This window comes from Crassaminicella indica (assembly GCF_019203185.1).
GTDB lineage: Bacteria > Bacillota > Clostridia > Peptostreptococcales > Thermotaleaceae > Crassaminicella > Crassaminicella indica.
Window position 1 is genome coordinate 1289959 of record NZ_CP078093.1, and the last position, 25339, is coordinate 1315297.

The 25339-nt window shown below is 34.6% G+C and carries 15 protein-coding genes, 1 tRNA gene, 3 rRNA genes, 1 riboswitch and 1 other annotated feature; of the genes, 17 read left to right on the top strand and 2 right to left on the bottom strand.

What is annotated here, in order from left to right:
- Positions 1-173: 173 nt before the first annotated feature.
- The 11 genes from greA (at position 174) to KVH43_RS06140 (ending at position 15343) form a co-directional block, all read left to right on the top strand.
- A complete protein-coding gene (gene greA / locus KVH43_RS06090) occupies positions 174-650 on the top strand; it encodes a transcription elongation factor GreA (RefSeq protein ID WP_218283945.1) in 477 nt (158 codons plus the stop codon).
- An 18-nt stretch (positions 651-668) separates the two neighbouring features.
- Positions 669-2144, top strand: coding sequence for a lysine--tRNA ligase (gene lysS / locus KVH43_RS06095; RefSeq protein WP_218283946.1), 1476 nt, complete (start codon positions 669-671; stop codon positions 2142-2144).
- A gap of 691 nt (positions 2145-2835) precedes the next feature.
- Positions 2836-4362 (top strand): 16S ribosomal RNA (locus tag KVH43_RS06100).
- 65 nt (positions 4363-4427) lie between these two features.
- Positions 4428-4503: transfer RNA gene (locus KVH43_RS06105), tRNA-Ala, on the top strand.
- Positions 4504-4550: 47 nt separating this feature from the next.
- Positions 4551-7474, top strand: a 23S ribosomal RNA gene (locus KVH43_RS06110).
- A gap of 100 nt (positions 7475-7574) precedes the next feature.
- Positions 7575-7691: ribosomal RNA gene (gene rrf / locus KVH43_RS06115) — 5S ribosomal RNA — on the top strand.
- The 16S, 23S and 5S rRNA genes sit together here with 1 tRNA gene alongside, the layout of an rRNA operon.
- A 407-nt stretch (positions 7692-8098) precedes the next feature.
- The gene (locus KVH43_RS06120) at positions 8099-8605 is read left to right on the top strand and encodes a thioredoxin family protein (protein WP_218283947.1); all 507 of its coding nucleotides are present in this window, start codon (positions 8099-8101) and stop codon (positions 8603-8605) included.
- Positions 8606-8993: 388 nt separating this feature from the next.
- Complete coding sequence (gene nrdJ / locus KVH43_RS06125; protein ID WP_218283948.1) at positions 8994-11348, top strand: ribonucleoside-triphosphate reductase, adenosylcobalamin-dependent; 2355 nt, start codon at positions 8994-8996, stop codon at positions 11346-11348.
- Positions 11349-11439: 91 nt separating this feature from the next.
- Entirely contained in the window at positions 11440-12246 is an 807-nt protein-coding gene (locus tag KVH43_RS06130) for an AIM24 family protein (RefSeq protein WP_218283949.1), read from the top strand.
- Positions 12247-12258: 12 nt separating this feature from the next.
- Positions 12259-12960, top strand: coding sequence for a TerD family protein (locus tag KVH43_RS06135; protein ID WP_218283950.1), 702 nt, complete (start codon positions 12259-12261; stop codon positions 12958-12960).
- Between the two features lie 168 nt (positions 12961-13128).
- Positions 13129-13215, top strand: a riboswitch (cyclic di-GMP riboswitch).
- A gap of 160 nt (positions 13216-13375) precedes the next feature.
- Positions 13376-15343 carry a methyl-accepting chemotaxis protein gene (locus KVH43_RS06140; RefSeq protein ID WP_218283951.1) on the top strand — a complete coding sequence of 656 codons (1968 nt, stop codon included), beginning with the start codon at positions 13376-13378 and terminating at the stop codon, positions 15341-15343.
- Between the two features lie 38 nt (positions 15344-15381).
- Here the strand turns inward: KVH43_RS06140 and KVH43_RS06145 are convergent, their stop codons facing one another.
- On the bottom strand, positions 15382-16593 hold the full coding sequence (locus KVH43_RS06145; RefSeq protein WP_218283952.1) for a SpoIIE family protein phosphatase: 1212 nt from the start codon (positions 16591-16593) through the stop codon (positions 15382-15384).
- A 157-nt stretch (positions 16594-16750) separates the two neighbouring features.
- Positions 16751-16984 (top strand) — a binding site (T-box leader).
- Positions 16985-17021: 37 nt separating this feature from the next.
- Here KVH43_RS06145 and asnS point away from each other — a divergent pair.
- From asnS to KVH43_RS06170, 5 genes are all read left to right on the top strand, one after another.
- Entirely contained in the window at positions 17022-18413 is a 1392-nt protein-coding gene (asnS, locus tag KVH43_RS06150; RefSeq protein WP_218283953.1) for an asparagine--tRNA ligase, read from the top strand.
- A 30-nt stretch (positions 18414-18443) separates the two neighbouring features.
- Entirely contained in the window at positions 18444-18869 is a 426-nt protein-coding gene (locus tag KVH43_RS06155; protein ID WP_255547825.1) for a nucleoside recognition domain-containing protein, read from the top strand.
- On the top strand, positions 18863-19333 hold the full coding sequence (locus tag KVH43_RS06160; RefSeq protein ID WP_218283954.1) for a nucleoside recognition domain-containing protein: 471 nt from the start codon (positions 18863-18865) through the stop codon (positions 19331-19333). The genes KVH43_RS06155 and KVH43_RS06160 overlap by 7 nt, the downstream gene beginning before the upstream one ends.
- A gap of 12 nt (positions 19334-19345) precedes the next feature.
- Complete coding sequence (locus tag KVH43_RS06165) at positions 19346-19717, top strand: VOC family protein (RefSeq protein WP_218283955.1); 372 nt, start codon at positions 19346-19348, stop codon at positions 19715-19717.
- A 159-nt stretch (positions 19718-19876) separates the two neighbouring features.
- Entirely contained in the window at positions 19877-21928 is a 2052-nt protein-coding gene (locus KVH43_RS06170; protein ID WP_218283956.1) for a sensor domain-containing protein, read from the top strand.
- Between the two features lie 35 nt (positions 21929-21963).
- Here the strand turns inward: KVH43_RS06170 and KVH43_RS06175 are convergent, their stop codons facing one another.
- Positions 21964-22398, bottom strand: coding sequence for a hypothetical protein (locus tag KVH43_RS06175; protein ID WP_218283957.1), 435 nt, complete (start codon positions 22396-22398; stop codon positions 21964-21966).
- 808 nt (positions 22399-23206) lie between these two features.
- Between KVH43_RS06175 and fusA the strand changes: the two genes are divergently transcribed.
- The gene (gene fusA, locus KVH43_RS06180) at positions 23207-25273 is read left to right on the top strand and encodes an elongation factor G (RefSeq protein WP_218283958.1); all 2067 of its coding nucleotides are present in this window, start codon (positions 23207-23209) and stop codon (positions 25271-25273) included.
- The last annotated feature ends 66 nt before the right edge of the window (positions 25274-25339 follow it).

Below are 25339 nucleotides of genomic sequence, written 5' to 3' on the forward strand. Positions count from 1 at the left end.
ATTTTGAAAATTCATCGTGTGTTATAAAAAGCACTGTATTAACAGTGCTTATTGTAGTACAATAGAAATGTTTTCCATTCGTTTTTAAGAATAAATTTATTTTGGGGACATATAATTATTAACAAATCTTTTTAAAGATTTTGTTCTAAATTGTGGAAAAGGAGAGGAAACCAATGAGTGAGAAGGAGATTATATTAACTCGTGAAGGATTAAAGAAAATAGAGGATGAATTAGAGCATCTAAAAACAGTTAGAAGAAAAGAAGTAGCAGAGAGAATAAAAGAAGCAATTGCTTTTGGAGATATTAGTGAGAACTCAGAATATGATGAAGCAAAGAATGAACAAGCTCAAGTAGAAGAGAGAATTGCAAAGCTTGAAATGATGCTGAGAAAAGCAAAAGTATTGGATGAAGCAGACATTTCTTTAGATACTGTAAATATTGGAACAACTGTAAAAGTAAAAGATTTAGAATTTGATGAAGAGATAGAATACACCATTGTAGGGTCAGCTGAAGCAGATCCGTATGAAGGCAAAATATCTAATGAAGCTCCAGTAGGAAAAAGTTTATTAGGAAGTAAAGTTGGAGATATTGTAACTGTACAAGTGCCAGATGGTATTATTAAATATGAGATTTTAGAAATTAAAAGATAATTTGGGGGTGTACAAAAGATGAGTGAAGAAATGAATCTCAGTGAAGTACTTCAGGTGAGAAGGGATAAGCTTAAAAAGCTTAGAGAAATGGGAAGAGACCCATACAAGATAGAAAAATATGACCAAACACATTTTAGCCAAGATATAAAAGATGCTTTTGAAACAATGGAAGGAAATGAAGTTTCTATTGCAGGCAGAATTATGGCAAAGCGTACAATGGGGAAAGCTGCTTTTATTGATATACAAGACAAGCAGGGAAGAATGCAATCCTATGTTCGTAAAGATGCTATTGGTGAAGAAGAATATGATGTATTTGTTACATATGATATAGGAGATATTGTAGGAGTTAAAGGAACTGTTTTTAAAACAAAGCAAGGAGAAATATCTGTAAGAGCAACAGATGTAAAATTGCTTTCAAAATCACTAAAGCCACTTCCTGAAAAATGGCATGGATTAAAAGACAAGGAATTAAGATATAGACAAAGATATGTAGATTTGATTGTAAACCCAGAAGTGAAAAAGACTTTTATAGCTAGAACAAAGGCTATAAAAGCATTAAGAAAATACTTAGATGATCGTGATTTCTTAGAAGTAGAAACACCAATACTTGATTCGGTAGCGTCAGGGGCTAATGCAAGACCATTTATTACTCACCATAATACATTAGATATTGATATGTATATGAGAATTGCTACAGAACTACATCTTAAGAGATTGGTTGTAGGTGGTCTTGATCGTGTATATGAAATTGGAAGATTGTTTAGAAACGAAGGAATGTCTCCAAAGCATAACCCAGAATTTACTACAATTGAATGGTATATGGCTTATGCTGATTATGAAGTAATGATGAAGATGTGTGAAGAAGTGGTTGCAGAAATGGCAATAGCAGCGTGCGGATCAACAAAGGTTACATTCCAGGGTCAAGAAATTGATTTTACACCTCCGTGGAGAAGAATAAGAATGGTAGATATGGTAACAGAAGAAACAGGTATAAACTTTGAGGAAGTAGAAACAGATGAAGAAGCAAGAAAAATTGCAAAGGAAAAAGGAATAGAAGTAGAAAAAGAAATGACAAAGGGAGATATTATTAATTTATTCTTTGAAGAATTCTGTGAAGAAAAAATAATACAACCTACATTTGTTACGCATCATCCAGTTGAGATTTCACCATTTGCTAAGAGAGATCCAGAAAATCCTCGTTATACACATAGATTTGAAGCTTTTGCTAATACTTGGGAAATTGCAAATGCATTCTCAGAATTAAATGATCCACTAGATCAAAGAGAAAGATTTGAAGCTCAATTGAGAAAGAAAGAATTAGGAGACGATGAAACAGCTATGATGGATGAAGATTTTCTAAATGCTCTTGAGGTAGGTCTTCCTCCTACAGGAGGTATTGGAATCGGTATTGATAGACTGGTTATGCTTCTTACAGATTCCCCAACCATTAGAGATGTGATCTTCTTCCCAACAATGAAGCCAATTGAAAAATAAAGCATAGGGTATACTTTATGTATACCCTGTATTTTTTATGTTATATGATTTATTTAGAAATGGTAATTTAATAATATTTATATATATAGGGATCCAACTTCAAAATGAAATATAAAGAACAGTTCATTCCAGATAACTTTTGAAAAAACAAAACTTCATTCCATGAAAAAATACTAAACCTTCAAAACTCACTTCGTTCAAACAATGAAGGTTCTTAACGTATTTTTCATGAAATTTCAGTAAGTTTTTTTACAAAAGTTATCGAAGTCATTCACTTATCTTTATATATTTCTTTTTTTATGTTGATGTTGTTTACCTATATATATAAGGAAGTTACAAAAAAAATCAAATGAATAATATCTTTAAATAACTATATAAAAAATATATAGAAAAATAGAGAAAACAAGAATAATTTTTAGAAAATCACATATAATGATAAATGTGAATAAAAAAATGAACTTGAAATGTACTTGTATTTATGATATAGTAAATATCGTCGCTGATGAGCAGAAGCTTTCAGCGAAGGAAATTTAAAAGGTTACCATAAAGTACCTTTAAAAAATAGTTGACATAATATATAATACGTGATAAACTGATATATGTCTTCTGATGATGAACCTTGAAAATTATACAGTGTAAGAAATTAAGCCAGATACTCGTTATAAACGAGAAACGTTCAATTCGAATTCTTTTATTTGAGAGTTTGATCCTGGCTCAGGATGAACGCTGGCGGCGTGCCTAACACATGCAAGTCGAGCGAGAAGCTGTCAATGATCCTTCGGGAGATTTGATTAGTGGAAAGCGGCGGACGGGTGAGTAACGCGTGGGCAACCTGCCCTATACACAGGGATAGCCTCGGGAAACCGGGATTAATACCTGATAAAGCTCTAGTACCGCATGGTACATGAGTCAAAGCTTTAGCGGTATAGGATGGGCCCGCGTCTGATTAGCTAGTTGGTGAGGTAACGGCTCACCAAGGCAACGATCAGTAGCCGACCTGAGAGGGTGATCGGCCACACTGGAACTGAGACACGGTCCAGACTCCTACGGGAGGCAGCAGTGGGGAATATTGCACAATGGGCGAAAGCCTGATGCAGCAACGCCGCGTGAGTGATGAAGGCCTTCGGGTCGTAAAACTCTGTCCTAAGGGAAGAAAACTGACGGTACCTTAGGAGGAAGCCCCGGCTAACTACGTGCCAGCAGCCGCGGTAATACGTAGGGGGCGAGCGTTATCCGGAATCACTGGGCGTAAAGGGTGCGTAGGCGGCCGATAAAGTCTGGGGTGAAAGGCTACGGCTCAACCGTAGTAAGCCTTGGAAACTTATTGGCTTGAGTGCAGGAGAGGAGAGTGGAATTCCTAGTGTAGCGGTGAAATGCGTAGATATTAGGAGGAACACCAGTGGCGAAGGCGACTCTCTGGACTGTAACTGACGCTGAGGCACGAAAGCGTGGGGAGCGAACAGGATTAGATACCCTGGTAGTCCACGCCGTAAACGATGAGTGCTAGGTGTCGGAGGTTCATCCCTTCGGTGCCGCAGCTAACGCATTAAGCACTCCGCCTGGGGAGTACGGTCGCAAGACTGAAACTCAAAGGAATTGACGGGGACCCGCACAAGCAGCGGAGCATGTGGTTTAATTCGAAGCAACGCGAAGAACCTTACCAGGACTTGACATCCTCTGCATTAACCTTAATCGGTGAAATCCCTTCGGGGACAGAGAGACAGGTGGTGCATGGTTGTCGTCAGCTCGTGTCGTGAGATGTTGGGTTAAGTCCCGCAACGAGCGCAACCCTTGTCTTTAGTTGCCAGCATTTCGGATGGGCACTCTAGAGAGACTGCCGGGGATAACTCGGAGGAAGGTGGGGATGACGTCAAATCATCATGCCCCTTATGTTCTGGGCTACACACGTGCTACAATGGCTGGTACAACGGGAAGCGAAGGAGTAATCTGGAGCAAATCCTAAAAGCCAGTCTCAGTTCGGATTGTGGGCTGCAACTCGCCCACATGAAGCTGGAGTTGCTAGTAATCGTGGATCAGAATGCCGCGGTGAATGCGTTCCCGGGTCTTGTACACACCGCCCGTCACACCACGGGAGTTGGGGGCACCCGAAGTCAGCTATCTAACCTTATGGAGGAAGCTGCCGAAGGTGAAATCAATAACTGGGGTGAAGTCGTAACAAGGTAGCCGTATCGGAAGGTGCGGCTGGATCACCTCCTTTCTAAGGAGAAAGGCTTAACTTACACTGTATAGTTTTGAAGGATCAAACCTTCAAAAGTTAATTATGGGGACGTAGCTCAGCTGGGAGAGCACCTGCCTTGCACGCAGGGGGTCAGGGGTTCGATCCCCCTCGTCTCCACCATGTGTACTTTGAAAACTGAACAATGCATATAAAATACAATTTTTACTGGTCAAGCTATAAAGAGCATAGGGCGGATGCCTTGGCACCAGGAGCCGATGAAGGACGTGGTAAGCTGCGATAAGCCTCGGGTAGCTGCAAGCAAGCGTTGATCCGGGGATTTCCGAATGGGGAAACCTACTTAAGGTAATACTTAAGTAACTATTACTGAATCCATAGGTAATGGTAGGCATACCAGGGGAACTGAAACATCTAAGTACCCTGAGGAAGAGAAAGAAAACTCGATTCCCTAAGTAGCGGCGAGCGAAAGGGGACTAGCCCAAACCTAAAGAATTTTCTTTAGGGGTTGCGGATATACTCATTAAGAAAGAGGTATTGTAGTCGAAGAAGTCTGGAAAGGCTCACCATAGAAGGTAATAGTCCTGTAGGCGAAACAAGAAGACTTTCGAGTATACTCCAGAGTACCACGAGACACGTGAAACCTTGTGGGAAGCAGGGGGGACCACCCCCCAAGGCTAAATACTACCTGGTGACCGATAGCGCATAGTACCGTGAGGGAAAGGTGAAAAGAACCCCGGGAGGGGAGTGAAATAGAACCTGAAACCCTATGTTTACAAGCAGTGGAAGTTCTTTTTATGAACGACCGCGTACTTTTTGTAGAACGGGCCAACGAGTTACGGTATGCAGCAAGGTTAAGTAGTTATGCTACGGAGCCGCAGCGAAAGCGAGTCTGAATAGGGCGATTTTAGTTGTATGCCGTAGACCCGAAACCGGGTGACCTATCCATGAGCAGGTTGAAGCGGAAGTAAAATTTCGTGGAGGACCGAACCCATGTCTGTTGAAAAAGGCTGGGATGACTTGTGGATAGCGGAGAAATTCCAATCGAACTCGGAGATAGCTGGTTCTCCCCGAAATAGCTTTAGGGCTAGCCTTAAAAGTTGTGATACGGAGGTAGAGCACTGAATGTCCTAGGGGCCCTCACCGGTTACCGAAGACTATCAAACTCCGAATGCCGTAATCATAATTTTAGGAGTCAGACTATGTGTGATAAGATTCATAGTCGAGAGGGAAACAGCCCAGACCGTCAGCTAAGGTCCCTAAGTACAGGTTAAGTGGAAAAGGATGTGGGATTGCATAGACAACTAGGATGTTGGCTTAGAAGCAGCCATTCATTCAAAGAGTGCGTAATAGCTCACTAGTCGAGTGATCCTGCGCCGAAAATTACCGGGGCTCAAACCTGTCACCGAAGCTACGGCATCCCTTTGGGATGGGTAGGGGAGCATTGTATACGGGTTGAAGCTGTACCGTAAGGAGCAGTGGACTGTATACAAGAGAGAATGTTGGCATGAGTAGCGAGAGGCAGGTGAGAATCCTGCCCGCCGAAAACCTAAGGTTTCCTGAGGAAGGTTCGTCCACTCAGGGTTAGTCGGGACCTAAGCCGAGGACGAAAGTCGTAGGCGATGGACAACAGGTTGAAATTCCTGTACCACCGAAAATCGTTTGAGCAATGGGGTGACACAGGAGGATAGGTTAAGCGCACCGTTGGTTGTGTGCGTCCAAGCGTTTAGGAAGTCGAGATAGGCAAATCCGTTTCGATAATTCTGAGACGTGATGGGGAGCGAAAAACAAGTAGCGAACTTACTGATTCCACACTGTCAAGAAAAGCCTCTAGCGAGATTGTAGGTGCCCGTACCGCAAACCGACACAGGTAGGTGAGGAGAGAATCCTAAGGCGAGCGAGAGAACTATTGTTAAGGAACTCGGCAAAATGACCCCGTAACTTCGGGAGAAGGGGTGCCACGTTAGGGTGCAAGCCCGAGGTGGCCGCAGAGAATAGGCCCAAGCGACTGTTTAGCAAAAACACAGGTCTCTGCTAAGTCGAAAGACGATGTATAGGGGCTGACGCCTGCCCGGTGCTGGAAGGTTAAGGGGAAGTGTTAACGAAAGTGAAGCACAGAACTTAAGCCCCAGTAAACGGCGGCCGTAACTATAACGGTCCTAAGGTAGCGAAATTCCTTGTCGGGTAAGTTCCGACCCGCACGAAAGGCGTAACGATTTGGGCACTGTCTCAACAATAGACTCGGTGAAATTGTAGTACCGGTGAAGATGCCGGTTACCCGCAGCAGGACGGAAAGACCCCGTGGAGCTTTACTGTAGCCTGACACTGGATTTTGGTATTACATGTACAGGATAGGTGGGAGACTGAGAAGCATGCACGCCAGTGTGTGTGGAGTCGACGTTGGGATACCACTCTTGTAATACTGAAGTTCTAACCATAAGCTGTGAATCCAGCTTTGGGACACTGTCAGGTGGGCAGTTTGACTGGGGCGGTCGCCTCCTAAAGAGTAACGGAGGCGCCCAAAGGTTCCCTCAGCGCGGTCGGAAATCGCGCGAAGAGTGCAAAGGCAGAAGGGAGCTTGATTGCGAGACACACAGGTCGAGCAAGGACGAAAGTCGGGCTTAGTGATCCGGTGGTTCCGAGTGGAAGGGCCATCGCTCAACGGATAAAAGCTACCCCGGGGATAACAGGCTTATCTCCCCCAAGAGTCCACATCGACGGGGAGGTTTGGCACCTCGATGTCGGCTCGTCTCATCCTGGGGCTGAAGTAGGTCCCAAGGGTTGGGCTGTTCGCCCATTAAAGAGGCACGCGAGCTGGGTTCAGAACGTCGTGAGACAGTTCGGTCCCTATCCGCTGTGGGCGTAGGAAATTTGAGAGGAGCTGTCCTTAGTACGAGAGGACCGGGATGGACGTACCTCTGGTGCATCAGTTGTCACGCCAGTGGCACAGCTGAGTAGCTATGTACGGAAGGGATAAGCGCTGAAGGCATCTAAGCGCGAAGCCCCCCTTAAGATAAGATTTCCCATGGAGTTAATCCAGTAAGACCCCAGAAAGACGATCTGGTTGATAGGTCGGAGGTGTAAGGGCAGTAATGTCTTTAGCTGACCGATACTAATAGGTCGAGGGCTTGACCAAAATATGCATTGTTTAGTTTTGAAGGTATAAGTGTTAATGAAAAGCAGTATATGATAGATTTTAGTAATCTGTTTAAAGTTTATATTTAGCAAAGAAATTATCTAGTGACTATAGCGAAGGAGTTACACCTGTTCCCATGCCGAACACAGAAGTTAAGCCCTTCAGCGCCGATGGTACTTAGGTGGAGACGCCTTGGGAGAGTAGGTCGTTGCTAGATAATTTTTTTTATTTAAAAAAGAAATTACCCTTTATATTTTGTTTTGAAGTTTTTTTCTATAGGTAAACAATTTCAAAATGAAATATAAAGAACAGTTCATTCCAGATAACTTTTGAAAAAACAAAACTTCATTCCATGAAAAAAAACTAAACCTTCAAAACTCACTTCGTTCAAACAATGAAGGTTCTTAACGTATTTTTCATGTAATTTCAGTAAGTTTTTTTACAAAAGTTATCGAAGTCATTCACTTATCTTTATATATTTCTTTTTTAATGTTGATGTTGTTTATCTGTATATTATAAGTCTAAAATAATATGTTGAATCATATATATAAATGGATATGGAAAGAAAACTTTTAATGTTATGATAGATTTGTTTATAATTAGATGAAAATAAGGGGGGATTTGATGAGTGTTCAAGCACTTTTTAAAAAAGGACTTTCCTTTATGGAGTTTGTAAATAAAGATAAAGATACTTATAAAGAAAGAACTTTAGAAGTATATAATAGCATTGAGTTAGATGAAGCTTTGCAAGCGGATATTAAAAAAATTAATCATCTAGTAAATGTTTTGGTATTTGCTGAAATATGGTGTCCTGATTGTATGATTAATGTACCAGCTCTTCAAAAAATGGCAGAGTTAAACTCAAATTTTGTAATTTCTATTGTATCTAGAGAAGGTAATGAAGCTTTTATGGACAACTATAAAGTGAATGGTAAAACTAAAATACCCACCTTTATCATTATGGACAAAGATTTTAATACGTTAGGCACTTTTATAGAGCAACCCCAAATTTTAAAGGATATTGAGGAAAAAGGAAAGCAAGTGGAAGTAATTGTAGCAAAAAGAAAATATAAAAAAGGAGAGTATATTGTAGAGACAATAAAAGAAATATTAAATATGCTGAGAAAATAGATGGCAAATAACCATCTTTTTTTTTGACAATAAAACCTTCAGGTGCTACAATATATAGTGCACATTGAAACTTAATATACCAAATGATGTTATTTAAGATATATTTATACAATATCTAGTACATATTATAGATAAACAAATTTAAAATGAAATATAAAGAACAGTCCATTCCAGATAACTTTTGAAAAAACAAAATTTCATTCCATGAAAAAAAACTAAACCTTCAAAACTCACTTCGTTCAAACAATGAAGGTTCTTAACGTATTTTTCATGAAATTTCAGTAAGTTTTTTTGCAAAAGCTATCAAAGTCATTCACTTATCTTTATATATTTATTTTTTAATGTTGATATTGTTTATCTATATTAATGATTTTGAGAGGAGTATTTTATGATTAAGGTAAAAAAACGGAATGATCAAATAGTAAATTTTGATAGTATCAAAATAAAAAATGCAATCGAACGAGCTATGGCAGAAACAAAATCAGGAATAGATAATGATTTAAGTAAAAAGATTTCTTATTTAATACAAGAAAAAATAAGAAATACAACATCTCCAATACATGTTGAAGCAATACAAGATATGGTAGAAGATTTATTGATGTCAAGTGATAGAAGAGATGTTGCAAAAATGTACATAATTTATAGAAATGAACAAAATCAAAAAAGAAAAATGAGAAAAAGGATTGAGGATCGATTGCTAACAGATGAGTTTATCAGTAAATATAAGCATAAAACTTCACCTATGGAACAACTAGGTAATTTTGTATATTATAGAACTTACTCTAGATGGCTGCCAGAGGAAAAAAGAAGAGAATGTTGGTGGGAAACAGTAAGAAGAGCTGTTGAATATAATTGCAGTTTAGTTCCAACTACAAAGGAAGAAGCAAAAAAGCTGTATGATAATATTTATAATCTTCGTCAATTTTTATCTGGACGTACCTTTTGGGTAGGAAATACACCAGTAGCGAAAAATTATCCAATGGCAAATTATAATTGTTCTTTTTTAAAAATAGAGCAATTTGAGTCCTTTAAGGATTTATTTTATTTACTGATGGTGGGTTCTGGAGTTGGTCTTAGGATTTTAAAAGAGGATGTGAAAAATCTTCCAAAGGTAAGGCTTGATTATGAGCTTATACATGAAGATTATATGCCTGTTCCTAAAAATGAAAGAGAAGATAATACTAGTTTAGAATTTTTCCACAATAATATTGCTAAAATTACAGTAGGAGATAGTAAGGAAGGATGGACCCAAAGCTTAGATTTCTTCTTTAAGCTTTTATATAGTAATGAATATAGAAATGTAAAAACTATAATTGTAAATTATGATAATGTAAGACCAAAAGGAGAGAAACTAAAAACATTTGGGGGAACTGCAAGTGGACATGAAAGTCTTAAAAATATGTTCTTTAAAATTGATCAAGTAATTCGTAAAAACAAACAAAGTCCGCAGCAAAAGAAATATAAACTAAAGCCTATTGACTGTTTAGATATTGCCAATATTATTGGAGAGAATGTTGTTGTAGGTGGTGTTAGAAGAACAGCTGAAATGGTATTAATAGATGCAGAGGATCAAGAATGTATAAATGCAAAATCTAATTTATATAAACAAATTGATGGACAATGGATTGTAGATAAGAGCATTATTCATAGACAAATGAGCAATAATTCAATATATTATAGAAAAAAACCTACAAGGGAAAGGCTTCATTGGCAGATTGAACGAATGAGATATTCAGGAGAGCCTGGATGGATCAATGAGGAAGCAGGATTAAAAAGAAGACCAAATATGAATGGTGTTAATCCATGTGGAGAAATTCTTCTTGATTCACAAGGTCTTTGTAACTTAACAACAGTGAATGTATATGCTTTTGTAGATAAAAATGGAAAATTAGATTTAAAAGGTTTGCTTGAGGCGCAAAGGTTATCTGTAAGAGCAGGTTATAGAATGACTTGTGTGGAGTTGGAGTTGCCAAATTGGGATGCAGTGCAACAAAGAGATAAATTAGTAGGCTGTTCTTTAACAGGATGGCAGGATATGGTCAATGCTACAGGTATTACAAAGGAAGAAGAAGCAGAACTTTTAAGGAAGCTAAGAAAAGTAGCTCATGAAGAAGTGAAAAAATATGCTGCTGAAATTGGAGGAAAAGAACCTTTGTTGGTAACTACTGTAAAACCTGAGGGAACATTAAGCCAGTTGCCTACTGTATCTAGTGGGGTTCACTATTCTCATTCACCTTTTTATATAAGAAGAATTCGTATAAGTTCAGATGATCCATTAGTAAAGGTTTGTGAGGAATTAGGGTATCCGGTATTTCCTGAGGTTGGACAAGAATGGGACAGCTGTGTTACAAAAGTAGTAGAGTTTCCTGTAAAAGCGCCAAAGGGGAAAACAAAATATGATGTTTCTGCAATAGAGCAGCTTGAAAATTATAAAATGTTTATGAAAAATTATGTTGATCACAATTGTTCTATTACGATACATGTAAGAGAGCATGAATGGGAAGAAGTAGAAGAGTGGGTATGGAATAATTGGGATGATATAGTTGCATTATCATTCTTATCACTAGATGATAATTTTTATAAGCTGCTTCCTTATGAAGCAATTACTGAAGAAGAATACAACAAAAGAGTAGATGAAATGAAGCCCTTTATTCCTTCTTTACTTAGAAAATATGAAAAAGAAGAAGCAACATTGGACATAGGAAATGATGGTTGTGATAATGGTATTTGTCCTATAAGATAAAAGTTTAATCAAGTATTTTGAAATACCCTCTAAAATCTATGTTTTAAAAATGATATAATTTATTTAAATAAATAGATAAGGGGAGAATATAATGGGTTTTCAATTATCAACTTATGAACATTTAACAGGAGCAACAAAGCAAACACCAGCATATTCATGTGTAGCACAAGGAAGTGGCTTTTTCTTTGCTAAAAAAGGAGCAATGGTTGCAGATCAGGGTCAATTTAAATATGAAAAAGTATTATTAGATCCAAATGCAGGTGGTGGGATAGCTAGAGGTCTTATTAATAACATCTCTAGAAGATTAACTGGTGAGAACATGGAAATTATGAAGGTAACAGGAAATGGCATGTGTATATTAGCTTTTGCAGGAAGAAATGTGACTATTGTACCACTTGAACCTGGAGAGCAAGTAGGGGTAGAATCTGAAAATATATTAGCTTTTACGGGAAATTTAACATATGGTGTTCGTTTCATAGGAGCAGGAGTATTATCTCAAAAGGGATTATTTACCACAAATTTTAAAAATAATTCAGGAGAAACAGGATATGTAGCTATTATTACAGATGGAAATGCAATTGTGCTACAAACACCTTGCAGAGTAGATCCAGATGCGATTATATGTTGGACAGGTCCAGATCCAAGTTTAAAAGCAGATGTAAACTGGAAAACATTTATAGGGCAAACATCAGGTGAATCTTATATGTTTGAATTTAAACAAGGAGGAAATACAGTAGTGCTTCAGCCTTCAGAAAGGAAAGCAGGATTAGATGTAGGAATTGATAGAGGTGAAACAGTAGGAACTCAATCGAGTGCTTTTGATAACTCTGTAAATAATGCCCAAGATATGATGGGGCAGGTGACAAATACATTAGGAAATTTCTTTAACAATAGATAGGGAGGTATATATATGGGATTAAGTGGTCTTGGCGGACTAGGAGGAAATAGCGGAAACAATCAACCACAAACAGCAGGATTAGGAAGCTTAGGAGGTCTTGGTAGTGGAGCTAGTAAACCAGTATCCCTAAAAAAGGGTCAAAAGGTATCGCTAAAAAAGGCTGCATCAGATATTGGATTAGATGCAAATGTTCTTTCTAAGATTCATATAGGACTTGGATGGGATGTAAATAAATTTGATGGAAGAGATTTTGATTTAGATGTATTTGCATTTGCAGTAAAGAATGATGGAAAGGTAAGAAATGAAAAGGATTTTGTATTTTATGGAAATAAACAACCAGCAGGGCTTGGAATAACATTAAGTGGAGATAATCGAACAGGGCAAGGAAGTGGAGATGATGAAATCGTCTTTGTAGACTTAAACACAGTACCTACTGAAATACAAAAAATTATATTTGCTATTACGATTTATGAAGGAAAAGAAAGAGGCCAAAACTTTGGAATGGTTGAGAATGCTTTTGTAAGATTGGTAGATCAAAATACGAATAGGGAATTTTTAAGATATGACCTTTCGGAGGATTATAGCTTAGAAACAGCTGTAGTTGTTGGAGAGCTATATAGACATAATGGAGAATGGAAATTTAACGCTATTGGTTCTGGCTTTAATGATGGACTTGTTGCCCTTTGTGCTTGTTATGGAGTAGATGCAGAATAAAAAAAAGCAGCGATTGCTGCTTTTTTTATATGAATTTATTCATTTATCTTTACATAAACTATGTAAGGGAATGGTATAAAAAAATAGAGGAAAAAATCAATATATGTCGAAATAAATCAAAATAGAAAACAATATTTTTGATTATTTTTAAAATTGAATAGAAAAGGAGGACGATAATAGCAAACTTATGGAAACATAAGGACGCAAAGACATGGGTCTAAGGTAGAGAACTACTATGATCGCCAGTTTGCCGAAAATCAATGGGCAAAGGTGTCTGATCGAGAGACACCTTTTTATTTTAGAAAATGAGGAGGTGTAAAAAGCTATTAGATTGTTTATAAAAAATAGATGAAATTACAAGGATTGTTGAAAATAAATTATAAGGTACATATAAAATGAATAAGGAGGTTTTTTTGTGAAAAGTTTGAAATATAAAATTACTATACCTGTATTCATATTTTCTATTTTGGTTATTCTTATATTATCAGGAACAGCATATTATCAAGCAAAAGATATTATTATGAATGATATAGAAGAAATAGCACAGAGTAAGGCAGATAAAATTGTAACTATGGCAGATGATAAAATTCAAGGCTGGAAAGAAATTATTGAATTGTTAGGGTCTGTAGAGGTAGTAAAAAAAATAGATTATGAAGGATTAAAAAAGCTTATTTCTGAAAATAAAAATATTTTTAATGAATTTGAAGCAATTATTATGTCTGATATAGATGGAAATTATTTAAGTACAAATGGGCAAGGAGGTAATATAAAGGATAGAAAATATTTTTCTAAGGTCATAGCAGGACAAATTACTATATCAGAGCCAATTGTATCAAAAACCACAAGACAGCCTGTTATAGTAATTGCAGCTCCTATAAAAGATGATATGGGAAATATTATTGGATTAATTGGAGGAACTGTAAATTTATCTACTATCACAGATATAGTCAATGCTGAAAAATTAGGAGATACAGGCTATGCTTATATGGTTGATCAAGAAGGCTTAGTTATGGCACATCCTAAAAAAGAAATGATTCTTAATTATAATGCTTTAGAAAAAGGTAGTGATTCTCAAATTGCACTGACAAAAAAAATGGTAAAAAGAGAAACTGGTGTAGAACATTATGAATTTGAAGGTGGGAAAAAAATAGCAGCGTATGCACCGCTACACTCTACAGGATGGTCTGTTGCAATGACTACATATGAAAGCGAAGTAACAGATAATGTAGCTATATTTAGAAATACTATTACAGGTATTGGAATGATTATGATTATTGTAATGGGATTATTAATTTATTTTCTAATTAATAGATCTATTAAGCCTATTTTGAAAATAGCTGAACTTACAAAAGATGTAGCTAAAGGAAATCTTCAGGTAAAAGTAGATGTACAGACTGATGATGAAATAGGTGTACTTGCTAATAATTTTAATAATATGATTGAAAATATGCGCAGTCTTCTATCAGAAATGAATGAAATGGGTATGACGGTAGCATCTACAGCTCAGCAGATGATGGCTTCAACAGAGGAAGCAAGCACAGTTTCTGAGCAAGTAGCTAATACGGTATCAGAGCTAGCAGAGGGAGCTACAGAACAAGCACAATCTACCCAAAGAGGAAGTAATATGGTAAATGAACTAATAAAAGGTATTGGAAAAATTGTTGATAATACTGAGCATGCTGAAAAGCTTACAGTTATGACAAAGGAAACTGTTGATGCAGGAATTCAGATTGTAGAGTACCAAGAGATTAAGGCAGTAGAGAATAAAGATGCGACAATGAATGTAGGAAAAGAGATTTTATTACTTGATAAAAAATCAAAACAAATTGGGCAGATTATTGAGTTAATCAGTAGCATTGCTGAACAAACCAATTTGTTAGCATTAAATGCAGCTATTGAAGCAGCAAGAGCAGGAGAAGCAGGAAAGGGATTTGCTGTTGTTGCAGAGGAAGTAAGAAAGCTTGCAGAAGAATCAGGAAGAGCAACTAAAAATATTAGTGATTTGATAAATGAGATTCAGACAAGTGTAGAAAATGCTGTTAAGGAAATGGAACAAGCAAAATTGATAGTAACAGAGCAAGAAAACGCTGTAAAAGAAACGGTAAATGTTTTTGAAGATATATTAAAATCTGTTTCAGATCTTACAGATAATATGAAAGGAGTAACGCTTGCCTGTGAAAATTTAAATGAACATGCAGCTGTTGTAGGAGAAAATATTGAAAATATTGCAAGTATTACAGAAGAAAATGCTGCTGGAGCAGAGGAAGTAGCAGCTTCTACAGAGGAGCAATCTGCAACACTTGAAGAGCTATCTTCATCAGCAGAACAGCTTGCAAGTTTATCAGGAAAGCTTCAAGAAACTATAAATAAATTTAAAATATAAATAAAAAATGTATAGCGATTGCTATACATTTTTTAGATCTAATCATGTATTTCCATTCCTAAAATACATACATCATCTTCAAAGGTTTTACTTTTTCTTAAATTGATTATTTCTTCATAGACATGGTTTATGAAGGAATCTATTTTTTTATGAGAATGCTTTAATAAAATGCTATGAAGATCTTTTTGAGATATAGTATGAGGATATTCTTTAGTTTCTGTTAATCCATCTGTATAAAAGATGAGTTTATCTCCTTTTTGAAGAGCTATTGTTTTACTTTCGAAGTTTATATTTTCAAAAACACCTAAAATAGTACTTCCTCCTTCCTTTAATTCTATACATTCCCCGTTTCTAATGATTAAAGGATAAGGATGACCACATCTCATATAAGTAAATCTTTTTGTTTTATTATTATAAAGCCCATAAAATGCAGTTAAGTATAGGTTTTCAGATATATTAATTAGTTTTCTATTGAGATAGTTAATAAAAGCTGCTGGATGCTGAAAAAGATAATTACTCGTTTCCATAATCGCTTTTACCATAGCTGTAATCATAGCAGCAGGAACACCGTGACCAGATATATCACTTAAAAATATTCCTAAAGAGTTTTCATTTATTTTTATAAAATCATATAAATCTCCACCTATTTCTTCTAGAGGCTTGTAGATAGCAGACAAGGATACTCCTTCTAATTGAGGGAGCTTATTTGGGATAAGATTTTGCTGAACATTTTTAGCAAGGGCTAATTCATCTCGAATTCGGCTGTGATAAGCTTCGATCATTTCATTTCTTTTCTGAAGCTCTAATTTGCTATTTTCAAGCTCTGTAATATCATCTAATATAACTAAAACCATGTCTTCACCATTGTAGTTAATATACTTGGTAGTAAATTGGAAATATTTTTTTATGGATTTTTCATTTATATAGAAATTTCTAGTTAATATTTCTTTAAAGGTGGGAGTTTGATCATGAAATGCTTTTAATATAGAGTTTCTAATAATACAGCTTTCACAATTGCTTGTAGTACCACAATTTTTATTTTCATCAACTGAGTATTGACAGCCAATGATATTTCCACATAGTTTGCCAATTATTTTATCTTCTTTTTTATTGAATAAAACGCTGAAAGGTTCATTGAATTGTTGTAACTTCATATTTTTGTCTACTAAAAAAATAGCAGATGTAATATTTTCAAATATAATATTTAAAAAATGATTAGAATCCTTTAATTGTTCTACAGAAAGCTTCATGATATCACCTCGAAAAATTGGACTAAACTCATTGTAACATATTATATAAAAGCATAGGTATATTTTTATATATTAAAAATTTATGGGCAAAATAAATAGGAAAAGTTTTGACATATTATTTTCTAAATATTATAATATCAGTGATACAACTATATTGTAAAAAACAAGGACGAGAAGAGTAGGTATGAGAAAACGTCAAAGCGAGTCGGTGGTGGTGAAAGACCGATACGGGATCTGTACTGAAGAACATCTCTGAGTTTCTAACCGAAATCATTTATGAAAGTAGGCTTAGACGGCTAAAACCGTTATCATTGAAAAGTATTTTTGTACTGATGAGTTGGCCATTTGGCAATAAGGGTGGTACCGCGGAATTTAGCCTTTCGTCCCTAATAAGACGAAAGGCTTTTTGATTGAGGAGGAGAAAAAACATGAAAACAATATTGATTAAAGACATTTATAGACAAACAGAGAAATATCAAGATCAAGTGATTACTATTTCAGGTTGGGTAAGGACTTTAAGAGCATCAAAGGCTTTTGGCTTTATTGAAGTGAATGATGGAAGCTTTTTTAAAAACCTTCAAGTAGTTTTTGAAGAAAATTTAGATAACTTTAAAGAAATTTCAAAGCTTACAATAAGTTCTTCTATTATAGTAGAAGGAAAGCTAGTATTAACACCAGGTGCAAAACAGCCATTTGAGATAAAAGCAACAAAAATTGAAGTGGAGGGAACATCTGATAGAGATTATCCTCTTCAAAAGAAGAGACATACCTTTGAATTTTTAAGAACTATTGCTCATTTAAGACCAAGAAGTAATACTTTTTCAGCAGTATTTAGAGTGCGTTCTATTGCAGCTTATGCGATTCATAAGTTTTTCCAAGAAAGAGGCTTTGTTTATACTCATACACCAATTATCACAGGAAGTGATTGTGAAGGTGCAGGAGAAATGTTTAGAGTCTCTACATTAGACTTAGAAAATCTTCCAAGAAATGAGGAAGGAAATATAGATTTTAAGAAGGATTTCTTTGGAAAAGAAACAAATTTAACAGTGAGTGGACAGCTAGAAGCGGAAAGCTATGCACTAGCTTTTAGAAATGTATATACCTTTGGACCAACCTTCAGAGCAGAAAATTCAAATACTGCAAGACATGCTGCAGAATTTTGGATGATCGAGCCTGAAATTGCTTTTGCTGATCTTGAGGATGATATGGAATTGGCAGAAGATATGATCAAATATGTAATAAATTATGTGCTAGAAAATGCTCCAGAGGAAATGGAATTTTTCAATAAGTTTATTGATAAGGGCTTATTAGAAAGATTAGATAATATTGTCAGCTCTGATTTTGTAAGAGTTACTTATACAGAGGCTATTGAGATATTAAAAAAAGCTGATGCAAAATTTGAATATCCTGTAGAATGGGGCTGTGATCTTCAAACAGAGCATGAAAGATACTTAACAGAAAAAGTATATAAAAAACCTGTATTTGTAATGGATTATCCAAAAGATATTAAAGCATTTTATATGAGACTTAATGATGATGGTAAAACAGTAGCAGCTGCTGATTTGCTTGTTCCAGGAGTTGGAGAAATTATTGGTGGTAGTCAAAGAGAAGAAAGAATAGATGTACTAGAAAAGAGAATAGAAGAGTTAGGTCTTAATAAAGAAGATTATTGGTGGTATTTAGAGCTTAGAAGATTTGGAGGAACGAAGCATGCAGGCTTTGGATTAGGATTTGAGAGACTTATCATGTATATTACAGGAATGAGTAATATAAGAGATGTAATTCCTTTTCCAAGAACAGTAAAATATGCTGAGTTTTAAGAAAGTATAAGTAAAAAGGGGTTGGGAAAGGTGATTGATTCTATTAAAACAGGTATTAAAAAGGGAATAGAGACTACATGGATGCTCGGAAAGATTATTATTCCTGTATATATTTTTATAACTTTTTTAAAACATACACCAGTTCTTGACTGGATATCAAATGTGTTTAAGCCTCTTATGGGGGTGTTTCATTTGCCTGGAGAAGCTGCGATAGTACTGGTTTTAGGAAATGCTTTGAATATATATGCAGCACTAGGAGCAATTAAGGCTATATCATTAACACCTATGCAAATAACTACCATAGGAATTATGCTATCTTTTTCCCATTCTTTATTTGTTGAGACAGCAGTTGTCAAAAAATTAGATGCAAATATAGGGAAAGTTATTGCTTTAAGAGTTGGCTTAGCTGTTATTGTAGGAATTATGGTAGGACAGGTAGGTGCATTATTATGTTAGAAATTTTTAAAGAAGGTTTATTAGGAAGTTTAGAATCTGTATATTCTATAGCAGTTATTGTAATTCCTTTAATGATTATCTTACAGATAGCAAAAGATTATAATGTTTTGAACAAACTATCAGAATATTTTAAAGGGATTACAAAGCTGTTTGGTATATCAAAAGAGGCAGTTCTTCCATTATTAGTAGGTATTATCTTTGGAATATCTTATGGAGCTGGCGTAATTATTCAAAGCTCTAAGGAAGGGGATTTGACAAAGAAGGATTTGATTTTGCTGGTAGCCTTTTTAGTTGCTTGTCATGCAGTTTTTGAGGATACGCTATTGTTTGTTGCAGTAGGTGCAAATGGATATGTTTTATTGGGATTAAGGCTTTTTATAGCCATAGGGATAACATATTTTTTGTCGAAAAGAATAAATTTAAAAGATATTACTTCGTTAGATAATGGTGGTGAAAAAAAATAAAGGAGGTGTATTATGAAATTTTCATTTAATCATAACAATATTAATGTTTTAGATTTAGAAAAAAGTATTGCCTTTTATAAGGAAGCTTTAGGATTAGTAGAAACTAGAAGAAAAGAAGCAGAGGATGGAAGCTTTGTGCTTGTATTCTTAGGAGATGAAACAACTCCTCATAGACTAGAGCTTACATGGTTAAGAGATTGGGAAAGACCTTATAATTTAGGAGATAATGAATTTCATCTAGCGTTTACTACAGATGATTATGAAAGAGCTTATTCGTTACATAAAGAAATGGGATGTATTTGTTATGAAAATAATAAAATGGGTCTTTATTTTATTAATGATCCTGATGGCTATTGGATTGAAATATTACCTGAAAAAAGATAAACTTCTATAGCCAATATATGATTTTATAGAATCAATCATTAAAGTTGAAAGCTCGTGCAAATATAAGCACGAGTTTTTTTGTAAAATAAAAGCGTATAAAATATTGTAAATATATGTTAAAATATGTATAAAAAACAATTAAAAAGAAAGGAATTTGTAATGAAAGAAAAATTAATTTTTCGTAAAATATTAGGATATATAAGAGAATTTCTCCCAAAATATAATATTTTATATATGATAAGCTTATTATTAGTGTTATGGTTTTTATGTGTTCGTATTTCTTTTGCTCAAAATATAGCAACTATTCATATAATGGCTTTGACAGTTTTTTGGTTTACTAATGAAAGCATTCCTTATTATTTTGCATATAGCTTTATTATTTCTTTTATGCTACTAAGAGGAAAAAAGATGATACGAAAAACTTTAGCATTAAAAAATATAGTGTTAAAAGAGAGAGATCAATTATTAAGCACAAAAAATTCACAAACTATAAATCATCAAAAAGAATTAATGAGGGCGTTAAAAGAGCTAAAGGAAAGTGAGGAAAAATTTCGATCCTTTTTTCAAACAGCTATTGATATGATATATGTTTTGGATAAAAATGGAATAATTTTGGAGATGAATCATTCAGTACAAGAGACTTTGGGGTATTCTCAAAGAGAAATGTGTTATAAATCATTGGCTATGTTTTTAACTTCTGATTCAAAAAAATTATTTTATGAGAATCTTTCAATAATTTTCAGCAAGGGTTTTAGCCGTTTAGAAATGCAGTATATATCGAAAAATAATGATATCATTACGGTAGATTGTTCAAGCTCTGTGATCTATGATGAGAAAAATGAGCCTAAGTATATTGTTGCATTTCAAAGGGATATTAGTAAATTGAAAAAGAGCGCAGAAGAAATACAATATTTAGCTTATCATGATACTGTTACTGATTTGCCAAATAGAAGGCTTGGAAAGGATATATTGCAGTTTGCTATCCATAATGCTTTAAGAAAGCAGAGTATGGTAGGGGTTATGTTTGTAGACTTAGATAGATTTAAATGTATTAATGATTCTTTAGGACATGGAATGGGAGATACTCTTTTAAAGTATGTTGGAAAAAGATTTAAGGATTGTGTTCGAGAAGATGATTCTGTTGTACGCTTAGGCGGAGATGAATTTATGATTATATTGAATAACATAAATACTTCAAATAATGTGTGGAACATAGCAGATAGAATGATTAGAACTTTTTCAAAACCATTTTGGTTAAATGAAAAGGAAATACATATTACTTGTAGTATTGGGATTGCTATGTTTCCTGAGCATGGGGAAGATGTAGAAACTCTATTGAAAAATGCAGATATAGCGATGTACCAAGCAAAGGAGAGTGGACGAAACAACTTTAAATTTTTTGACAATAAATTGAATCATAAGGTTGATGAAGAAATGAAAATTAAAGAAGGAATTATAAGTGCCATAAAAAGAAAGGAATTTACTTTATATTATCAGCCTAAAATTCATATAAATTCTGGTGAAATTGTAGGATGGGAAGCATTGGTAAGATGGAATCATCCACATATGGGATTCATTTCTCCAGCTAAATTTATACCTATTGCTGAGAAATCTGGATTGATAAAAAATATAGATAAGTTTGTGTTAGAGATGGCTTGTAAACAAATAAAAGAATTAGTAGATAAAGGGATAAGACCAAAAAGTGTTGCTATTAATATATCTTCTAGTCAATTCAATGATAGCAATTTTATAAATACACTTGATAGGATTATAGCTGAAGTAGGTGTTGATCCTAAATTGTTGAATTTAGAAATTACAGAAACTACGGCTATGCAGGATACTTATTATGCAAAGATGATTTTTGAAAAGATAAAAAAAAGAGGTATAAGTTTATCATTAGATGATTTTGGAACAGGATACTCTTCGCTGAATTATTTAAAATCATTTCCTATAGATGTACTGAAAATAGATAAATCCTTTGTAGATGATATTTGTTCGGATCAAGTAAACAACACGATTGTTGCAGCTACTATTACAATGGCTAAGGTTTTAGATATAATAGTAGTTGCAGAGGGTGTAGAAACAAAGGAGCAGTTAGAGCTTTTAAAAATGGCTGGATGTGAAGAATGTCAAGGGTATTTATTTAGTAAACCAGTACCTATAGAAAAAATGGAGGAGATGCTCATAAAACAAAAATTTTCAAAAGCATAGAAGTGTATAAAAGAAGACAGGATATATACTGTCTTCTAGCCAACCATTAATCGAGTTATATATTTGTTTTGACCTTTTATTGGATATACTCCAAGCATATAGTAAGAACATGGTTTAAGGAAATACTTATCCTTTGGAATATATTCGTCAATAAATTCAGCAATAAAACTACTTTCAAGCTCACTACTGATCATTAATAAAGGCGGCTGGCCTTCATAATCCTTACATGAGAATTCATTAGGTGTTAGAATATGACATTCTTTTTCGATATGTTCTTCAATTAAAATATTTTTAAGCTCTTTCACAACAACATACTGATTATATCCTATATCGAAGGATTCTTTATGATTTCTTCTCAGCCAGCTTCCATATTTTTTCCCTCTATATTTTATTTTTTTTTCAAATTTTTCATTTTCTGAAATACCTAATTTGTTTAGGTACTCTTCGTACATTTTTTTAGTAATTTTCATAATAAAACCTCCATTATTTCATAATATAGATAAACAACTTCAAAACGAAATATAAAAGATATGTTATCGAAGTCATTCACTTATCTTTATATATTTCTTTTTTTTATGTTGATGTTGTTTATATATTTAAAAAAAAATTTATTGTAAGCCGGCTTTTTATTTGTATAAATAAATTTCTGTAAATAATTTCAAAGTCCTGCATAAAAAGGTATATTTTTCTGAATTTTCGATCGACTACATTTTTTTCACTTTTCAATTTTATGTCTATAATTCGAATAAATAGCAATAAATTGTAAAAGCATATGAAAAAACTAAACCTTCAAAACTCACTTCGTTCAAACAATGAAGGTTCTTAACGTATTTTTCATGAAATTTCAGTAAGTTTTTTTACAAAAGTTATCGAAGTCATTTACTTATCTTTATATATTTCTTTTTTAATGTTGATGTTGTTTATTTATAGGTAAACAACTTCAAAACGAAATATAAAAGATAGTTCATTCCAGATAACTTTTGAAAAAACAAAACTTCATTCCATGAAAAAAAAACTAAACCTTCAAAACTCACTTCGTTCAAACAATGAAGGTTCTTAACGTATTTTTCATGAAATTTCAGTAAGTTTTTTTACAAAAGTTATCGAAGTCATTCACTTATCTTTATATATTTCTTTTTTAATGTTGATGTTGTTTACCTATATATACAAAAAAATGCAAATATTCTTAAATAGGAAGGAATTTTCAGAAAAGTAAAGAATATATTTATTAAGGTTATCTAAACATTACAACAAATATTGGAGTGAGGGGGAAGACAAATGAAGGCGTATGTGAGTAATCAGATAAGGAATGTAGCATTAGTTGGACATGGGGGTTGCGGAAAAACAGTTTTAACAGAAGCTATGTTATATACAACGGGAGTTACAAATAGAATAGGCAAAACAGAAGACGGAAATACAGTATCAGATTTTGACAAGCAAGAAATAGCTAGGAAGCTTTCTATTAGTACGAGTTTAATTCCTATTGAATGGAATAAGGATAAATATAATATATTGGATACACCAGGATACTTCGACTTTGTAGGAGAGGTAAATAGTGCTTTAAGAATTGCTGGGGGAGCAATTATTGTAGTAGATGCAAGCTCTGGAGTTGAGGTTGGAACAGAAAAAGCTTGGGAATATACAAGTAAAAGAAAAATGCCTAGATTCATATTTTTAAACAAAATGGATAAGGAAAACGTTAATTATGATAAGGTCATTAATCAGTTAAGAGAAAAATTTGGGAAGTCCATAGCACCTTTTGCTATTCCATTAGGAACAGATCGAGGACTACGAGGACTTGTAAATGTAGTGGATTTAGTTGCAAGAGAATATAATGGAAAAGAATGTGTAGATGCGCCAATTAAAGAAGAATGGATGGATAGAATTCAGCCAATTAGAGATATGCTTATGGAATCTGTAGCTGAAAGTGATGAAGTATTAATGGAAAAATATTTTGAAGGAGAAGAATTTACAGCAGAAGAAATTCATGAGGGGTTGCGTAAAGGTGTTTTGGAAGGGTCTATTGTACCGGTTTTAGTTGGTTCTGCAGTTAACAATATTGGTACTCATACACTCCTTAATATGATTGATACTTATATGCCAACACCAAAGGATATGAAGCCTTATGAAGGAATAGATCCTAAAGACAAAAGCGATGTTCTTAGAAACATAAGTGTTGAAGAACCATTTTCTGCATTAGTTTTTAAAACTATTGTTGACCCTTATGTTGGAAAGATCTCTCTTATGAAGGTTATTTCTGGAGAATTAAAAGGAGATATGGAGGTATATAATCCAGAAAAGGATAAAGTAGAGAAAATAGGAAGCCTATTTTTGATGAGAGGAAAAAGTCAGATTCCTGTTGATAAAGTCGTTGCAGGAGATATAGCAGCAGTTGCAAAGCTTCAATATGCTCAAACAGGAGATACCTTGTGTGATAGAAGCAATCCTATTCAATATAGTAAGATTGAATTTCCTCAGCCTACATTATTTATGGCAGTTGAGCCAAAGGCAAAGGGAGATGAAGAAAAAATTAGTTCAGGACTTAGTAAACTAACAGAAGAAGATCCAACTTTTGTTGTTAAGAGAAATAAGGAAACAAAACAGACGCTTATAGGCGGACAAGGAGATATGCATATTGATGTGATTACAAGCAAGCTTAAAAATAAATTTGGTGTAGATGTAAACTTAGTAGATCAATTAATACCATATAGAGAAACTATAAAAGGAAAATCAGATGTACAAGGAAAACATAAAAAACAATCTGGCGGACATGGACAATATGGAGATGTGAAAATAAGATTTGAACCATGCCAAGAAGAATTTATATTTGAAGAAGAGATATTTGGTGGAGCTGTGCCTAAAAACTATATACCAGCTGTTGAGAAAGGCTTGAAAGAATGTTTAGAATGTGGAGTTTTAGCAGGATTTCCAGTGGTAAATATGAAAGCTACATTATATGACGGCTCTTATCATGATGTAGATTCTTCTGAAATGGCATTTAAGATTGCTGCATCATTAGCATTTAAAAAAGGAATGGAAGCAGCAAATCCTATACTTCTTGAACCTATTATGCATGTAGAGATTATTATCCCAGAGGATTACATGGGAGATATTATGGGAGATATGAATAAACGACGTGGAAGAATACTGGGAATGGAGCCTATTGGAGATGGTAATCAAAAGGTGATTGCAGAAGCTCCTCAAGCAGAGCTATTTAAATATGCAACAGACCTTCGATCCATGACACAGGCAAGAGGAAGCTTTACAATGGAATTTGCAAGATATGAAGAGGTGCCAGCGCATCTTAGTCCAAAAATAATTGAAGGGGTAAAGGCAAAAAAATAAAGATGGTGTAGTTACCATCTTTATTTATGAATACAGAACGATATTAAAAGAGCATAATATATAAGA

What these genes read in the sequence shown, in the direction of transcription:
- nrdJ (WP_218283948.1), top strand. Translation starts at nt 8,994, where the DNA reads ATGATTAAGGTAAAAAAACGGAATGATCAAATAGTAAATTTTGATAGT.
- KVH43_RS06170 (WP_218283956.1), top strand. Translation starts at nt 19,877, where the DNA reads ATGAAAGAAAAATTAATTTTTCGTAAAATATTAGGATATATAAGAGAA.
- KVH43_RS06175 (WP_218283957.1), bottom strand. Translation starts at nt 22,398, where the DNA reads ATGAAAATTACTAAAAAAATGTACGAAGAGTACCTAAACAAATTAGGT.
- KVH43_RS06165 (WP_218283955.1), top strand. Translation starts at nt 19,346, where the DNA reads ATGAAATTTTCATTTAATCATAACAATATTAATGTTTTAGATTTAGAA.
- KVH43_RS06120 (WP_218283947.1), top strand. Translation starts at nt 8,099, where the DNA reads ATGAGTGTTCAAGCACTTTTTAAAAAAGGACTTTCCTTTATGGAGTTT.
- KVH43_RS06130 (WP_218283949.1), top strand. Translation starts at nt 11,440, where the DNA reads ATGGGTTTTCAATTATCAACTTATGAACATTTAACAGGAGCAACAAAG.
- fusA (WP_218283958.1), top strand. Translation starts at nt 23,207, where the DNA reads ATGAAGGCGTATGTGAGTAATCAGATAAGGAATGTAGCATTAGTTGGA.
- greA (WP_218283945.1), top strand. Translation starts at nt 174, where the DNA reads ATGAGTGAGAAGGAGATTATATTAACTCGTGAAGGATTAAAGAAAATA.
- KVH43_RS06145 (WP_218283952.1), bottom strand. Translation starts at nt 16,593, where the DNA reads ATGAAGCTTTCTGTAGAACAATTAAAGGATTCTAATCATTTTTTAAAT.
- asnS (WP_218283953.1), top strand. Translation starts at nt 17,022, where the DNA reads ATGAAAACAATATTGATTAAAGACATTTATAGACAAACAGAGAAATAT.
- lysS (WP_218283946.1), top strand. Translation starts at nt 669, where the DNA reads ATGAGTGAAGAAATGAATCTCAGTGAAGTACTTCAGGTGAGAAGGGAT.
- KVH43_RS06160 (WP_218283954.1), top strand. Translation starts at nt 18,863, where the DNA reads ATGTTAGAAATTTTTAAAGAAGGTTTATTAGGAAGTTTAGAATCTGTA.
- KVH43_RS06135 (WP_218283950.1), top strand. Translation starts at nt 12,259, where the DNA reads ATGGGATTAAGTGGTCTTGGCGGACTAGGAGGAAATAGCGGAAACAAT.